Raw genomic sequence first — 16,112 nt, 5'->3', positions numbered from 1 at the left:
ACGTCGCTTTCAACGGGGATAATTGACGCTGTTTGTGAGTCAATGCATCAGCGTTCAGCCTTTAAGGCTTGGAGCAATTCAGCCACGGCCACCTCCCCTTCGGGCTCGTCAAACGCTTGTGCCAGCGAACTTTGTACATAGCTCAAAAAACGAATGGCGGCGGGGGGTAAGCGGCGTTGTCGTCTGACCACAAAGTGCCAACGACTTTTCAGCGGAAAGCCCTGCAGCGGCAGCTCTTGGACGCCGTTGGGCGAATCCGCAACAACGTGGCGAGACAGCACCGCTAGGCCCATGTTTGACGCCACCGCTAGCCGAATCGCCTCGTTACTGGCGATCTGCTGGGTAGAGCGTAGCTCGATACCCGCACTGTACAGCCAGGCTTCAAAGGTATGCCGAGTCGCTGAGCCCGGTTCGCGCAGCAGAAATCGCTCCTCTTTGAGTGCGTCCATGCTGAGACCTTCTACGCCTGCCCAGCGGCAATGCTGCGGCCCCACCACTACCAATGGATTGCTCAGAAAAGGCGCGGCTAACACATCGTCATCAATGGGCGGGTGGCTAAATACGTAGATATCATCTTCATGGCGCTCAAAACGATTGAGCATCTGCTGGCGATTACCTATCTCCACCGTGACATCTACCTGGGGATTAGCCTGACCAAACGGCCCTAACAGCCGTGGCAGTACATATTGCGCGGTGTTCACCAAGCCGATACTGAAGTGTCCGCGCCCTCCGCGGTTGTACTCCTCCAGGTACTGACTAAACACATCGGCACGGCTCAGCAAGTCCTGACTGAGTTGATAAAGCGCCTGACCAACCTCAGTGGGCACCAAACGCCCTTCCTCGTGGCGCACAATCGGTTCACCGACAATCTCTCTCAGCCGCTTTAGCTGCTGAGACACCGTGGGTTGGGTCAGGTGGAGTCGATTTGCCGTGGCCGTCAGTGAGCCTGTACGAACCACGTCGGCATAGACCTGTAGCAAGCGAAAAGTGAGTTGTCGTACTTTCATAACCAGCACCATAGATAATTATCTATGACTGTATAAAGTTTATTTGTTTTCATCAATCTCTTTAGGTCGCTAAAGTAGCCGCTTTAAAACCCTGTAAAGGAGATCTTCCGTGCCGGATATTGTGGTCATGTTCTTTGTGCTAGGTGTGGTTGCCGGTGTGGTGCGCTCCGATCTCAGTATTCCCAAAGCCGCTTATGACATATTGAGCCTGCTGCTGATGCTGACCATTGGCCTTAAAGGCGGCATGGCGCTGCATGGCAGTTTGAGCTTATCGCTGCTGGTCGAGTTAGCTGGTGTCACTCTGCTGGGGATCATCATTCCATTGATTATCTTTCCGGTGGTTCACTATTTGGTGAGGCTATCCATTGCCGACAGCGCCAGCCTTGCGGCCCACTACGGCTCAGTTAGCGCCGGCACGTTCGCCGTGGCCCTGGCGTATACCGAAGCGCATAACCTAATAACAGGTGGCCAGGTGACACTTTACCTGGTACTGCTCGAACTCCCGGCCATCATGCTGGGCCTGTTGCTCTACCGGCGCTTCAGCCGTAAAGAGACCGCTGACACAACGTCAGAGCCGATCAAAACGTCCGGGCTGTGGCACGAGACTCTGACCAATCGCGGCGTGATCCTGTTGGTGGGCGGTGTGCTGATTGGCTGGCTATACGGCCCGAACGCAGGGGAGTCTGTCACTGGCCTATACACCAACGCCTTCCATGGCATTCTGGCGCTGTTCCTGCTGGAGATGGGCCTGGTCGCGGCAGAAACACTGCGCAGCCTGCGCTGGGGGCACAGCCGTCTGATTATATTCGCGCTAGCGGCACCTATCGTGCTTTCCTGCTTTGGCCTGCTAATGGCGTACTGGCTAGGACTACCCGCTGGCTCAGCGGTTATTCTGGCAAGCCTTACCGCCAGTGCCTCTTACATTGCCGCCCCCGTTGCCATTCGCGCCGCTATCCCAGACGCCAACATTGGCCTGGCCATGTTGGCGTCATTAGGACTGACCTTCCCCTTTAACGTGCTAATCGGCATTCCGCTCTATCATCAACTTTGGGCATGGCTGGTGGGATGAGGTGAAGTATCCAACGTAGCGCTGTGATGGCTGACCAATGGGCCAGACAGTTTACGCAGCGCCACGTAGAACACCGGCGTGAGGAACAAGCCAAACAGGGTGACGCCAATCATACCCGCGAACACCGCCGTACCCAGCGCCGCGCGTACCTCGGCGCCTGCGCCGGTGGCAACCACCGATGGCAACACTGCCGCCGTGAAAGCAATCGAAGTCATGATGATCGGCCTCAGCCGCAGCCGGCAGGCTTCCAGGGCTGCTTCCACTATGCCCTTGCCCTGCATTTCCAGCTCGCGGGCGAATTCCACGATAAGGATAGCGTTCTTACACGCCAGGCCAATCAGCACCACCAGACCCACCTGTACGAAGATGTTGTTGTCACCCCCACCAAACCAAACACCGATCAGCGCCGCGAGCATCGACATGGGCACGATCAGAATCACCGCTAGCGGTAGCGTCCAACTCTCGTAAAGGGCCGCCAATACCAGAAATACCAGTAGGATCGACAGCGGAAAGACCACCAGCGCCGCATTACCCTGGGTGGATTGCTGATAGCTCAGGTCGGTCCACTCCAGCGCCATGCCCGGAGGAAGTATCTGTTCGGCGAGGGCGCTGATGGTATCCATTGCTTGTGTGGAAGAGAGCACGCGGGGCTCAAATTCGCCAGCCAGGTCCGCTGCCGGATAGCCGTTGTAGCGCAGCACCGGGTCCGGGCCGAAGGTTTGCCGGATATCCACCATCGTACCGATGGGCACCATCTCCCCCTGGTCATTACGGGTGCGCAGGCGGGCGATGTCTTCCACGCTGCTCCGGTAGGGGGCGTCCGCCTGGGCGATCACCTGCCAGGTGCGGCCAAAGCGGTTGAAGTCATTCACATAGGTCGAGCCAAGGTAGGTTTGCAGGGTGTCGAACAGTTCGGTCAACGGGACACCTTGGGCTTTAGCCCTCAGCCGATCCACCTCGGCATCCAGCTGCGGCACGTTGGATTGATAACTGCTGATCGGAAAGCCCATCCCTGGCGTTTGCGCAATCGCTCCCTGGAGTTGGTTAACCGCCTGCTGCAGCGCCCCGTAGCCAAGATTGCCGCGATCCTCGATGAACAGCTGGAAGCCCGACCCATTGCCTAGCCCCAGAATCGGCGGTGGCATGAAGGAGAATGCGAAGCCTTCTTTCAGGCCGCCAATGCCCTGATTAATGCGGGCGTTTATCTCCGCTGCGCTAAGGCTGCGCTCACCAAAGGCGCTGAGGGTAAGAAAGGCCACCCCGGTATTGGAAGTATTGGTGAACTGCAGCGCGTTCAGGCCAGGAAAGGCAATGGCGTGCTCCACCCCTTCGGTCTCCATGGCGATGTCCACCACGTCCTGAAGCATCTGGTCGGTTCTCTCCAGCGACGCGCCTTCCGGCAGAATCACGCCCGCGATCAGATAAAGCTTGTCCTGCACTGGAATAAAGCCAGGCGGTACCGCCTTGAACATCACGCCGGTACCCAGCAGCAACAGCGCGTAGACCACAAACACCGCGCCACGATGCTTCAGGGAGCGGGCCACACCGCCCTGGTACTTGTGGGAGCTGGCATTGAAGAAACGGTTGAAGGGACGGAAAATCCAGCCGAACAGCGCATCAATCACACGGGTGAGGCGATCTTTGGGCGCGTTATGCGGCTTGAGCAACATCGCGGCCAGTGCGGGCGACAGGGTCAGCGAGTTGATGGTTGAGATCACCGTGGAGATGGCAATCGTCACCGCGAACTGGCTATAGAATTGACCGGTCACCCCCGACAGGAAGGCCATGGGAATAAACACCGCACACAGCACCAGCCCCACGGCGATGATAGGGCCGGAGACTTCCCGCATGGCTTGATGCGCGGCGGCCTGGGGCTTTAGGCCCTCCTCGATGTTCCGCTCCACGTTTTCCACTACCACTATCGCATCGTCCACCACGATACCGATGGCGAGCACCAAACCAAACAGGGTCAGCGTGTTAATGGAGTAACCCAGCAGGTAGAGCGCGCCAAAGGTGCCTATTACAGAGACCGGTACCGCAAGCAATGGGATGATGGAAGCACGCCAGGTCTGTAGGAACAGCGTGACCACCAACACCACCAGCAGCACGGCTTCCAGTAAAGTGGCTATCACTGACTTTATAGAGTCGTTAACAAAGATCGTAGTGTCGTAGACGGCTTCGTACTCAACGCCTTCAGGGAACTGCTCAGACAGCTCCTCCATGGTGGCGATTACCTGCTCTCGGATATCCAGCGCATTGGCACCCGGTGCCTGGAATATGCCCACCCCCACCGCGTTGTTGCCGTCCAACTGCGAGCGTAGCGTATAGTCCCCGGCGCCCATTTCCAGCCGGGCCACATCCGCAAGCCTGAGTATCTCGCCGCTGTCGCCGCGGCTCAGCACGATGTCACCAAACTCTTCCACCGTTTCAAGCCGCCCACGGGCGTTAATCAGGGTGAGAAAATCACTATCCGCGATGGGTTCGGCGCCCAACTGCCCAGCGGACACCTGGACATTCTGCTCTCGCATAGCCCCCACCACATCGCTGGCCGTTAAGCCACGGGCGGCTATGCGGTCAGGGTCCAGCCAGGCCCGCATGGCGTAATCCCCGCCGCCGAAGATTTGTGCATCACCTATCCCTTCGAGCCTGGCCAGGCGGTCACGAACATTCAGCCGCACATAGTTACGTAGGTAGAGAGTGTCGTATTCACCACTGGGAGAAGTCAGGTGAACGACCATCAGAAACGTCGGCGACTGTTTCTGGGTGGTGACACCTTGACGGCGCACGGCTTCCGGCAACCGAGCCTCTGCCTGGCTAACGCGGTTCTGTACGCGAACGGCGGCCTGCTCAGCATCGGTACCGGGACGGAAGGTGACGGTCATCTGCAGCACGCCATCAGAACCCGCCACGGACTTGAGGTACATCATGTCCTCGACCCCATTGATGGCTTCTTCCAACGGCGTCGCCACGGTCTCGGCGATCTCCTTCGGGTTGGCGCCGGGGTAAACCGTTCTCACCACTACGGAAGGCGGGACTACATCCGGGTACTCGCTGATCGGCAGGTTGGGAATAGAGATCAGCCCCACCGCCAGAATAATGATCGACAGCACCGCCGCAAAAATCGGTCGGTCAACGAAGAAACGGGAGAAATTCATGGCGGTTTACTCCTCCCTGGCCGCAATGGTGGGCTGATCGTCGGAAATAGGGGCATCAGCCGCCGGGGCGGCCGCTACGCTTTGCGGGCTCACTTCCATTCCGGGGAAGAACACTTTTTGCACGCCATTGACGATCACTCGATCACCCGCTTGAAGCCCTTCGGTGATGACTGTTCGTTCTGCCACCTGCCGCCCTGTGGTTACCTGGCGCTGCTCTGCCTGGTTATTCTCATTGACGACATAGACGTAGCGGCGATCCTGATTAGTCAGCACTGCCTTGCGGTCTACCAGTAAGGCTTGCTCTAAACGAGCGACCGGCATTTCGACCCGTGCAAACTCTCCAGGCCGAATGCGGCCCTCCGGGTTGGCCAGCACCGCCCGGAATTGCAGGGTGCCCGTATTGGGGTTTAAGCGGTTGTCGATAAAGTCCAGGGTGCCCTTGTACTGCCGCTGCGGGTCGCCGCCCAGCTCGATTGTCAGGTTATTCGGCGCGTCAACGGTTAATAGGGTCTGGCTGGCAAACGCGGCCTGCTCATCCGCTTCAAAGTAAACGTGTACTGGATCAATGCTTACCAGCGTGGTCAGCAGGCTTTGATCGGCATTGGCCAGGTTGCCGCGAGTCACCATCGCCCGTCCGATGCGGCCACTGACTGGTGCCGTTATACGGGTGTACTCAAGGTCAAGCTCGGCGGTCTGCAACGCAGCCGTGGCGGCATCGACCATGGCGCGGGAATTACTCAGGGCCGATTGGCGCTGATCATGTACTTCCTGAGAAATGGCCTGACGCCCCAGCAATACCCGTGCGCGCTCGGCTTCACTGCCTGCCTGAGCCTGCTGGCTCCTGGCCTGGGCAAGATCCGCCTGGGCGGCGCTAACACGGGCCTGGTAGGGACGCGGATCGATCAGAAACAACAGATCCCCCTGCCCGACCAGTTCGCCCTCTTCAAATGCCACTGCCTGGATATAACCGCTAACCCGGGCTCTTAACTCGACCGTTTCAGCCGCTTCCACTCGCCCGGTAAACGACTCGCTCAACACCACCGGCTGAGCGATGATTTCCGCGACGTCGACTTCCGGCGGCGGCGGTGACGAAGGCGCTGCTGCCTCCTCACTCTTGGCCTCGCACCCGGTCAACAAGGCCGTTAGTAGCAGGAACAGAATCACTGCCCGGCTGCTTACAAAGCGGGTTCTTTGAGACAGACTTCCCATGCTTACTTGCTCCAATGGCTACCGAAAACCGATAGCAACGTTCGTTGTACATTGCGCACCGCGCAGGCGGTTGACGATTAACTAGTCGTTTAAGTAACGTCAGAATCGACAGTCATTTATTGTTAACAGGAGGACTGAATGGGCTGGCATGATTGAGCAGTGCCTTACTGTCAATCAGACGTTACTTACCATAGGCGACGCGAACGCATTCGAGGTATCAGGTTCCTGCGGGAAGATTGCCTAATTCTGTCGTGGCGAGTGAAAACGTAAATAAGAGGGTGAGGCGAGATAACGACCTATTTCGGTGCATAGGCACGATGACAAGGTGATGACACTTAGTGCGAATTGTCGGTTTCTACGGGGTGCTTGCCTGATTCTGCAAAACCAGCCGAAAAGCCTTCGATTCCTCAAGCGAGGGCATATACTGCAAACTGTTAAGGAGGAGAGCCCGTGACCGTCATCGCACCTGAACAGATCACCCAATTCAGCGACAGCCTGCCACAGCAATTAAGCCAAGTCGTCCGTCGCTGGTCGCCCCTGGAAGCACTTCAGGACACGGCGATTGCCGAGGTTCAACTGGTGCGCACTGACGCCCCTACCAGTTTTCACTGCGCTGTCTATGAACCGTGCCTGTGCTTTGTCATTCAGGGCAGCAAGACCGTATTACTGGGTGACAAGGAGATCGTCTACACCGGGCCCAGCTACATGGCGAGCGCCGTTCATTTACCGGTGGTAGGCAGGATTGACCATGCCTCCCCGGAAAAACCCTTCCTGGCGGTAAAAGTCTCTGTGGATCCTCAGGAAGTAGCGGGGCTAATACTGGAACTGGGTGATAAGGCACCGCCCGGGGGGAGTGATACTATCTGCCCTGAGATGGACTGCGGATTAAGGTCGGCCGCTATGGATGCTCGTATGCAGGGCGCGCTCTTTCGCTTATTAAGCTTGCTCGACTCCCCGGAAGATATTAAGGTGCTTTCACCCTTGGCCCGGCGGGAGCTGATCTATCGGGCATTAATGGGCGCATTGGGACCCCATATGCGCCGGTTTGCCGCTTCGGATTCCCAGGCTAATCGGATTGCGCAGGTTATCTACACCCTTAAAGAGCACTATGCCCAGCCGCTTAAGATTCGTGAGCTGGCAGATGCAGCCAATATGAGCGAATCGACGCTTTATCACAGTTTCCGTCAAGTCACTCGCATGTCGCCCCTGCAGTACCAGAAGAAACTGCGCTTGCACGAAGCCCGGCGGTTAATGCTCGCCGAGGGGCTGGAAGCGGCCACCGCCAGCTATCGTGTGGGTTACGAAAGCCCTTCCCACTTCAGCCGCGAATATAGCCGCATGTTTGGCGCGCCACCGCGGGCAGATGTTAGCCAACTACGGGGCGCCGCGGTGGCATCAGAGTCCGTTTAGTTAACTTTCCACTCGTTAATCCTTAGCGGTGCAGGTCGAACCTGTCGTTCTCCATCACTTTGACCCAACCAGCGACGAACTTGTCGATCATATGGCGTTCGCCGCCATTCGCTGCGAACTCCTCTGCAATGGCGCGCAGCTGCGAATTCGAGCCGTAAACGAGATCAACCCGCGAGGCGGTCCACTTGGTCTCACCGGACGAGCGATCCCGACCCACGAAGCGCTCTTCGTTCTCATCAACCGGCTCCCAGACAGTGCCCATATCGATAAGATTGACGAAGAAGTCATTCGTCAATTGGCCCGGACGAGCGGTAAGAATGCCGTCGCTATTATGGTCCTCGGCGTTGGCACCGATGGCTCGCAGGCCGCCCAGTAGCGCCGTCATCTGCGGTGCGCTGAGGTTCAGCATAAACGCCCGGTCAATCATCAGGTGCTCGGCGGGAATGGACGTCGACTGCGCCTGCATATAGTTACGAAACGCATCGTGTCTCGGCTCAAGGTAGGCGTGGGTATCGACCTCGGTCATCTCCTGAGAAGCGTCGGTGCGGCCAGGGGTGAACGGCACGGTGAGCTCGTGTCCCGCGGCTTTTGCGGCCATCTCGACCCCGACACTGCCCGCAAGAACGATCATATCCGCCAGCGAGATATTCGCGTCGGAGTCGTTTTTTATTTGCTCCAGCCGCTCGATCACGCCCGCCACACCAGCGCGCACGTTGATGTCCCAGCCAAGCTGCGGTTCGAGCCGAACGCGCGCGCCGTTGGCGCCCCCGCGATGGTCGGTCTGTCGGTAAGTACAGGCTGAGGCCCAGGCCGTTCCCACCAACTGTTTGGCGGTTAGTCCAGCGTTGGCGAGCACCTGCTTTAACGTGGCGACCTGCTCATCAGTAACCAACGGCCCTTCATGTTCAGGTACGGGGTCTTGCCAAACGAGCACTTCGCTGGGCACCTGCGGGCCAAGGTAACGGGCACGTGGACCCATATCGCGGTGTAGCAGCTTATACCAAGCGCGGGCGAACTCATCGGCCAGAACGTCCGGATTCTCGCGAAACTCCTTGGATATTTCGAGGTAGATCGGGTCGACGATCATTGCCATGTCGGCAGCGTTCATCACTGGCGGATTCTTTTTGCCTTCAACGTGCGCATCGGGCACCCAGAACCCTTCTTTTACCTCTACCGGCTCCCACTGATTCGCGCCAGCCGGTGATTTTTTGACCTCCCATTCGTGGGCGAAAATCGTTTCAAGGTAGGTGTTATCCCACTTAGTAGGCGTAGGAGTCCAAGCACCCTCAAGCCCCGAGGTAATGGTATATTCACCCAGGCCAGTCTCGTGTTTATTGGCCCAGCCAATCCCCATTTCGTAGAGTTTGGCTTCTTCAGGCGCCCCGCCGACGGCATTCGCCGGCCCATTGCCGTGCATCTTGCCGAAGGTGTGGCCCCCCACGGTCAGCGCGACGGTTTCGCGGTCGTTCATTCCCATTCGGGCAAAGGTTTCGCGTACGTCCAGCGCCGCTTTCGCGGCGTCGGGTACGCCGTTGGGCCCTTCGGGATTGACGTAAATTAACCCCATCTGCACCGCGGCGAGCGGGTTATCGAGCACACGATTGCCGTCCTCGAAGCTGCCGGTATAGCGCTGATCTTCGGTCGCGAGCCATTCGGTCTCGGGGCCCCAATAGATGTCGTCTTCGGGCGCCCAGATGTCAGCACGGCCGAAGCCGAAGCCAAAGGTTCTAAAGCCCATGGTTTCAAGCGCGCGGTTACCAGCGAAAACCAGCAGGTCGGCCCAGGAGAGTTTCTCGCCATATTTCTTTTTGATTGGCCACAGCAGGCGGCGCGCCTTATCCAGGTTGCCGTTATCCGGCCAGCTGTTGAGCGGGGCGAAGCGCTGTGCCCCGGTGCCGCCGCCGCCGCGACCATCCAACGCACGGTAAGTGCCCGCCGCGTGCCACGACATACGGATAAAGAACGGGCCGTAGTGCCCCCAATCGGCAGGCCACCATGCTTGGGAATCGGTCATCAGCGCGTCGACATCGGCGCTTAGCTCGTCAACATTGAGCTGCGAAAACGCCTCGCCGTAGCGGAAACCTTCACCAAAGGGGTTGGCATCCGGGTGTTTCTGATGCAGGACGTTAAGGTTGAGTTGGTCAGGCCACCAGTGCTCGTTGCCTTGCAGACGTGGCGTAGTACGTGCGCCCCACTCCTGGCGTGTAGGCTTTTGATCAGACACGTCATTCTCCTCTCAAGTTGGTAATTCTGGTCGCACCAAGTGTCGAAAAACGGTTGTCGAAACCCTGTTTTCGAAACCCGGTCAGGCCTGCGACACCATTGAAAGATCCCATGAGCCATCAGATATATTGAAGGATTCAACACCGAAATCGTCAAGCTGCGGGACGAGCAAAGACGGTCAACCGTGGCTAACGAGTTCTGACCATGGTCGGCGTTATTGTCGGTGTGGTCATTACTAACGCCATTCATGCTTAACATTAACCGACAATAAAAATAACAAATTTTATTTAATAACTACCATTAAAAATGCAAAACAACTAACTATTTAAAAGAGTTTAAAATATTAAAAAGCAATGAAATAAGCTGTCAGACACATTGTTAGCCAAGGCTATATTAGTTCACTATTACAAACTTTATTTTTAAAACTCCGTCTTGTTTGTTCATTAAAAGCTGATAGGATTCAGCGCTATTAAATACCCGACAATTAAACTCAAGTATGGTGTCTGCTTCCATGCTGACGGGGTTCTGCGCGGTACTTTTTTCAGCGAGCGAGTTCATATTTTATGACGCCTATCACCCTGCTATTCCTGGCCGTTTCCATGTCGGCAGACGCCTTTGCGGCCTCTATCAGCAAAGGCGCCGAGCTGCAAAAGCCCCGTTTCCGGCATGCTATCGGTATTGGTTTGGTATTTGGCGTGATCGAAGCAATAACACCGGTGCTTGGCTGGGCGGCGGGTAAGGCATCGCAGCAGTATGTGCAGGCCTGGGATCACTGGGTGGCCTTTACGCTGCTCTCGATTATTGGCCTGCATATGATGTATGCCGGACTCAAAAAAGACGACAAGATAGAACAGCGCAAACAAACACTCTGGTTATTAGTGTTAACCGCCACGGCGACCAGTATTGATGCCATGGCCGTGGGCGCCAGCCTTGCGTTTATTGATGCCAACATTGTCGCCACCAGCTTAGCGATTGGCCTCGCCACCACCGTCATGGCTTCCATGGGCACCTTCCTGGGCCACAAACTCGGCAAGTTTGTTGGCCACTGGGCGGAGTTGATTGGCGGCGTCGTATTGATTGGTATTGGTTTAGCAGTATTGGCAGAACACACCGCGTTTTTTTGAAGAATTCCCTCCCCTTCAGGCTTCCTACTTCCCCAGCTCGTTAGCGCGTCTACCTGTACTGTTCAAGCCTTAGGGAGTAGGGTAGCCATCCGGATTGATCCTCTCAGCGCTTTGTTGCTGCTTTATTGCAGTTTCTGCGCGCGTTTAATCCGGCCCCTCTATTAAGGCGCTTCCAACGCCTGAACTTGCACGACCAGGCTGCCAACCGCAGTCTCATCTCGCTACAGACATACCTAGAAAGATGTTCTGTTTTTTACTTACGTCCTGTCGCGGCCACCCCGTAAAGGGAACTGTGGTTGCTATTTAGGATGCTAGGGCTGCAAAGCCTACGGGTATTCAATGAACGAAGAAAATTTCTATCAATTCTCTACTCTGACTGTGCTCGCCTTACTGGCGGCTTTTTATGGCGGCACTTACCTGCTCACTCTGCTGATCAAGAAGAAAAAGGAGAATACCGACGCCTTCATGGTGTCCAATCACCAGATCGGTTTTGGCCTTGGCGCTGCCAGCATGACCGCCACTTGGATCTGGGCGGCCTCGTTCTACGGCGCGGCCACTTCAGGTTACACCTACGGCATTTCCGGCCCTTTGCACTACGGGCTGTGGGGCGCGTTGATGATTCTGTTCATCTACCCCTTTGGCCGTCGCTTTCGCAAACTGGCGCCCAACGCCCACACCCTCGGTGAGCTGATCCACGCCCGCCATGGCTCTTCCAGCCAGTTAATTCTCGCCTCATCCAACATTCTGGGCAGCATCATCAGTCTGATGGTGAACTTTACGGCTTCCGGCGCGCTGGTCTCGGTGCTTTCGCCCCTCTCGTTCCAGGCCGGTGTAGTGATTGCCGGGGTCGGGGTGCTCTCCTATACGCTGTGGTCAGGTTTCCGCGCCTCGGTGCTGACGGATTTCGCCCAGCTAATGGCGATGATGGCCGTGGCCATTCTAATTATTCCAGCGGTGATGTTCGCCCTCGGCGGCCCGGAAACGCTGTCAGATGGCATGAGTCTCCTTACGCCAGAGCAAGCCAACCTGTTCTCGATGGATGCGATCCTCAATCAAGGCGCGCCCTTCTTTGTGGCGGTGCTGGCTTACGCGATTGGTAACCAGACCATCTCCCAGCGGTTATTTGCCGTGCGTGAAGACCACATCAAACCGACCTTTATCACCGCGACCATTGGTTACGGTGCGATCGTTATCGGTTTGGGCATGATTGGTTTGATGGCGCTGATGACCGGCATGGAGCCCATTGGTGGCGACATGAACAACCTGATCCCGCAGATGGTTTCGATGTACCTCTCGCCGGTGTTTATCGGGCTGTTCTTTATCCTGGTGATCGGTTCGCTCTCCTCTACCGCTGACTCGGATCTCTCCGCCATGTCCGCGATAGTGATGGCCGATGTGTACGGCAAGAACATCGCCAAAAACAAACCTGACCCGACCAAGATGCTGTTTATCGGCCGACTGACCATGATCGTCGCGACGCTGATCGGGGTGATTCTCGCCAGCTTCTCGATGGATATTCTGATCATGCTGGTTTTCGTTGGCGCACTCTGGGGCGCCATTGTATTCCCGGTCATCGCCAGCTGCTTCTGGGATCGAGTGACCAATAAGGCCTTCACCTCTGCGGTGATCGCGGGCCTGGTCATGTTCTGTGTCGCACGCTTCGAGCTCGTACCCATGGTGGGCGTCACTGCGGGGCTGTTTGAACTACTCGCCGCCGTCGGTGGTGGTGTAGTGCTCGGTTTAATGGCCTTCGGGTTCTGCGGACGCCGGGTTGGCTTGGTCTTCGGCACACTCTGCGCCATTGCGCTGGCCTACTACAGTCTTGGATTCCTGCGCGACTACACGGTGCTACTGGCCTCCTTAATGGCCTACGGCGTCAGCACCATCGTCTGCATCGCGGTCAGTCTGATGAGTTCGAGCAAGTTCGACTTCTCGCAGATCGATCAGAAAGTGATCAACTACGATCCGGCCAAGCCTGCTACACAAGGCTAAGCCCGGCATTACGTTAGAGTCACTTCATCCGCTGGTGCGCCAAGCGCACCAGCCAGACAATAGGAAAGCCCATGCAAACCTTTATCTTGGCGTTATACGTACTGATCTGGCCGTTAATATCACTCGCCATATTCGCGATCATCGGCATCGCCACCGTCAAAGACATCCGCATTGCACGACGTGATAAGCGTGAGCTGGTGTGACATAGTTATTCATAGATGAGCAAGTAGTAGGGGAAATAAGTGCGGCAAAGGACTGCCGTGACTTATAGGCCTACATCAAGCTCCAAAAAGCATCGACCAGCGGATTTTTTAAGTTTTTCTTCAACGTAAACAAGCCAATATCGTAGGGTTCCAGCTCCGGCGTCACGTCGAGCACCCGAATACGATCCACCAATGGGCTGTTATCGAGTACAATTTTTGGCACCACGCCAATGCCGAAGCCCAAGCTCACCATACTCACAATCGCCTCATTTCCCGTTACCTGTGCATAAATGCGCGGGGCAATATCACGTTGGCGAAACCATTCGTCTACACGCGCTCTTGAGACACCGCTCTCCGATAAGATCATTGGGATACTCGCCCACTCTTCCGATGCAGTTGGCGAAGTCGTGGGAACGTTCGGCACTTGCTGCTCAAGCGGGGCAATAAATAACAACGGCGACGTCGCAATGGGCTTAAAGGCTAACCCGCGAGGTAGGTTGGCGGGGCGTGCCGCGATGCTAAGGTCTTCTTTACCATCCAGCACATGCGCAATCGCGTGTTCCGGATCCCCCGTGCGCAGCTTTATTTCAATCGCAGGATAGGCAATACGAAAGCGGCGCAGCAGCTCGTATAGAAAGCTGTAGCTCGCGGTGACGGAACCGTACAAGCTGATTTCACCACTTAATTGATCAGCGTTGTCGGTTAACTCATGGCGGATCAAGTTCCACTGGCTGCTGGTATCACGCGCGTATTTAAGAAATTTCTGGCCTTCCTGGGTCAACGCCACGGTTCGATTGTCGCGATTAAACAACGGCACACCCAGCTCGTCTTCTAAATGACGAATATTGCGCGACAGCGCAGAAATGCTGATATGACACTCATCGCTGGCGCGCCCGAAATGCAGCGTTTCTGCCAAGGCGAGGAATTGCTTTAACAGTTTAATATTCATACAAAAGATGGCGCTCCGCGTTTGCGCTCATGGCGATATCCGAATACTAACCGACCGTTGCTAATAATGGGACGTGTTATTGCAAATATATCAATTTAAGAAAGAGTCGTACTTGTATACATTACCCCTACTCGCATGATCTTAAAGACATAGCGCTAGCGTTCACCCCTAGCGACGGTGTCACCCTTTTTAATATCGGTGTACCTTACATCGACACATTGATCATAAAATTAGGATGCTAACGATGGCTAACTATTTCAATACCTTACCGCTACGCGAGCAATTGGCTCAGCTAGCGCAATGCCGCTTCATGCACACCGCTGAGTTTGCTGACGGCGTCGAAGCGCTGAAAGGCAAAAAGATGGTAGTGATCGGCTGTGGTGCACAAGGCCTTAACCAAGGCTTGAACCTGCGCGACAGCGGCCTGGACGTTTCTTACGCACTGCGCCCTGAAGCTATCGAGCAAAAGCGTCAGTCTTGGAAAAACGCCTCTGAAAATGGTTTTGTGGTAGGTACTTACGAAGAATTGATCCCCACCGCAGACGTTGTGTTGAACCTCACCCCTGATAAGCAGCACACCTCGGTAGTGAACACGGTGATGCCGCTGATGAAGGAAGGCGCTTGCCTATCTTACTCTCACGGTTTCAACATCGTAGAAGAAGGCATGAAAGTGCGCGATGACTTAACCGTCATCATGGTGGCACCGAAGTGCCCTGGCTCTGAAGTTCGCGCTGAATACGTGCGTGGTTTCGGTGTTCCCACCTTAATCGCTGTTCACGAAGACAACGACCCTAAAGGTGAAGGCCTTGCGCTCGCCAAAGCCTACGCAGTCGGTACTGGCGGCCACAAAGCGGGCGTGCTGATGTCCTCTTTCATCGCGGAAGTTAAATCCGACCTGATGGGCGAGCAAACGATCCTTTGCGGCATGCTGCAAACGGGCTCCCTGCTTTGCTTCGACAAGATGGTCGAAGAAGGTATCGACCCGGGTTACGCCTCACGTTTGATTCAATACGGCTGGGAAACCGTCACCGAAGCGCTGAAATACGGCGGCGTGACGAACATGCTAGACCGTCTTTCTAACCCAGCGAAGATCAAAGCGTTCGATCTTTCTGAAGAGTTAAAAGAGATCATGCGTCCGCTGTACAACAAGCACCAAGACGACATCATGAGCGGCCACTTCTCTAAAACGATGATGGAAGACTGGGCGAACGATGACGCTAACCTTCACAAATGGCGCGCCGAAACCGCTGAAACTAACTTTGAGAAAACACCCGCTGGTGATGTCGAAATCACCGAGCAAGAGTTCTTCGATAACGGCATTTTGATGGTGGCAATGGTGAAAGCTGGCGTTGAGCTTGCTTTCGAAACCATGACCGCAGCGGGCATCATCGCTGAGTCTGCTTACTACGAGTCGCTGCACGAAACGCCGCTCATCGCGAACACCATCGCGCGTAAGAAGTTGTACGAAATGAACGCGACTATCTCGGATACGGCGGAATACGGTTGCTACCTCTACAACCACGCCTGTGTGCCGCTGTTGGCAGACTTTATGAAAGGCATCAAATCCGACGTGATCGGTAAAGGGCTTTCGCTAGACGACAACGGCGTTGATAACGCACGCCTGATCGAAGTTAACACCGCCCTTCGTTCACACCCCGTAGAAGCCGTTGGCTCGGTTCTTCGTGGCTACATGGCTGACATGAAAAAAATCGTTTAATCGCCTGATTAACCGATAGACGTTCAGGTCTTCAACACCTAGGCCGCCAAAAAA

Annotated in this window: 11 protein-coding genes; 6 read left to right on the top strand and 5 right to left on the bottom strand. The window is 55.9% G+C overall.

The genetic code is table 11. The features are described from left to right. Positions 1–47 precede the first annotated feature (47 nt). Positions 48–1,007, bottom strand: a complete 960-nt coding sequence (locus ACXUPB_RS05540; protein WP_472955824.1) for a LysR family transcriptional regulator — start codon at positions 1,005–1,007, stop codon at positions 48–50. Positions 1,008–1,116: 109 nt separating this feature from the next. Here ACXUPB_RS05540 and ACXUPB_RS05535 point away from each other — a divergent pair, with 109 nt between their 5' ends. Continuing rightward, entirely contained in the window at positions 1,117–2,076 is a 960-nt protein-coding gene (locus tag ACXUPB_RS05535; protein WP_472955822.1) for a sodium-dependent bicarbonate transport family permease, read from the top strand. On the opposite strand, the gene ACXUPB_RS05530 is transcribed toward ACXUPB_RS05535, so the two are convergent. Next, entirely contained in the window at positions 2,049–5,231 is a 3,183-nt protein-coding gene (locus ACXUPB_RS05530; protein WP_472955820.1) for an efflux RND transporter permease subunit, read from the bottom strand. The genes ACXUPB_RS05535 and ACXUPB_RS05530 overlap by 28 nt on opposite strands. A gap of 6 nt (positions 5,232–5,237) precedes the next feature. Continuing rightward, positions 5,238–6,440 carry an efflux RND transporter periplasmic adaptor subunit gene (locus ACXUPB_RS05525; RefSeq protein ID WP_472955817.1) on the bottom strand — a complete coding sequence of 401 codons (1,203 nt, stop codon included), beginning with the start codon at positions 6,438–6,440 and terminating at the stop codon, positions 5,238–5,240. Positions 6,441–6,890: 450 nt separating this feature from the next. Between ACXUPB_RS05525 and ACXUPB_RS05520 the strand changes: the two genes are divergently transcribed. Beyond that, positions 6,891–7,850 carry an AraC family transcriptional regulator gene (locus ACXUPB_RS05520; protein WP_472955814.1) on the top strand — a complete coding sequence of 320 codons (960 nt, stop codon included), beginning with the start codon at positions 6,891–6,893 and terminating at the stop codon, positions 7,848–7,850. Positions 7,851–7,872: 22 nt separating this feature from the next. Here the strand turns inward: ACXUPB_RS05520 and katG are convergent, their stop codons facing one another. Beyond that, on the bottom strand, positions 7,873–10,074 hold the full coding sequence (gene katG / locus ACXUPB_RS05515) for a catalase/peroxidase HPI (protein WP_472955812.1): 2,202 nt from the start codon (positions 10,072–10,074) through the stop codon (positions 7,873–7,875). Positions 10,075–10,636: 562 nt separating this feature from the next. Between katG and ACXUPB_RS05510 the strand changes: the two genes are divergently transcribed. The 3 genes from ACXUPB_RS05510 (at position 10,637) to ACXUPB_RS05500 (ending at position 13,392) form a co-directional block, all read left to right on the top strand. Then, positions 10,637–11,197, top strand: a complete 561-nt coding sequence (locus tag ACXUPB_RS05510; protein ID WP_472955810.1) for a manganese efflux pump MntP — start codon at positions 10,637–10,639, stop codon at positions 11,195–11,197. Positions 11,198–11,536: 339 nt separating this feature from the next. Continuing rightward, a complete protein-coding gene (locus tag ACXUPB_RS05505; protein WP_472955808.1) occupies positions 11,537–13,189 on the top strand; it encodes a sodium:solute symporter family protein in 1,653 nt (550 codons plus the stop codon). 71 nt (positions 13,190–13,260) lie between these two features. Then, positions 13,261–13,392 carry a putative transporter small subunit gene (locus tag ACXUPB_RS05500; protein ID WP_235272403.1) on the top strand — a complete coding sequence of 44 codons (132 nt, stop codon included), beginning with the start codon at positions 13,261–13,263 and terminating at the stop codon, positions 13,390–13,392. A gap of 70 nt (positions 13,393–13,462) precedes the next feature. On the opposite strand, the gene ilvY is transcribed toward ACXUPB_RS05500, so the two are convergent. Continuing rightward, the gene (ilvY, locus tag ACXUPB_RS05495; protein WP_035559413.1) at positions 13,463–14,341 is read right to left on the bottom strand and encodes an HTH-type transcriptional activator IlvY; all 879 of its coding nucleotides are present in this window, start codon (positions 14,339–14,341) and stop codon (positions 13,463–13,465) included. Between the two features lie 244 nt (positions 14,342–14,585). Here ilvY and ilvC point away from each other — a divergent pair, with 244 nt between their 5' ends. Then, positions 14,586–16,058, top strand: a complete 1,473-nt coding sequence (gene ilvC, locus ACXUPB_RS05490) for a ketol-acid reductoisomerase (RefSeq protein ID WP_472955805.1) — start codon at positions 14,586–14,588, stop codon at positions 16,056–16,058. The last annotated feature ends 54 nt before the right edge of the window (positions 16,059–16,112 follow it).

Source organism: Vreelandella sp. DA03-1M (assembly GCF_055725665.1).
The sequence above is the reverse complement of the archived record's forward strand: the minus strand, read 5'-3'. Positions and strand labels throughout refer to the sequence as shown.

What these genes read in the sequence shown, in the direction of transcription:
- ACXUPB_RS05530 (WP_472955820.1), bottom strand. Translation starts at nt 5,231, where the DNA reads ATGAATTTCTCCCGTTTCTTCGTTGACCGACCGATTTTTGCGGCGGTG.
- ilvC (WP_472955805.1), top strand. Translation starts at nt 14,586, where the DNA reads ATGGCTAACTATTTCAATACCTTACCGCTACGCGAGCAATTGGCTCAG.
- ACXUPB_RS05540 (WP_472955824.1), bottom strand. Translation starts at nt 1,007, where the DNA reads ATGAAAGTACGACAACTCACTTTTCGCTTGCTACAGGTCTATGCCGAC.
- ACXUPB_RS05500 (WP_235272403.1), top strand. Translation starts at nt 13,261, where the DNA reads ATGCAAACCTTTATCTTGGCGTTATACGTACTGATCTGGCCGTTAATA.
- ACXUPB_RS05510 (WP_472955810.1), top strand. Translation starts at nt 10,637, where the DNA reads ATGACGCCTATCACCCTGCTATTCCTGGCCGTTTCCATGTCGGCAGAC.
- ACXUPB_RS05505 (WP_472955808.1), top strand. Translation starts at nt 11,537, where the DNA reads ATGAACGAAGAAAATTTCTATCAATTCTCTACTCTGACTGTGCTCGCC.
- ilvY (WP_035559413.1), bottom strand. Translation starts at nt 14,341, where the DNA reads ATGAATATTAAACTGTTAAAGCAATTCCTCGCCTTGGCAGAAACGCTG.
- ACXUPB_RS05525 (WP_472955817.1), bottom strand. Translation starts at nt 6,440, where the DNA reads ATGGGAAGTCTGTCTCAAAGAACCCGCTTTGTAAGCAGCCGGGCAGTG.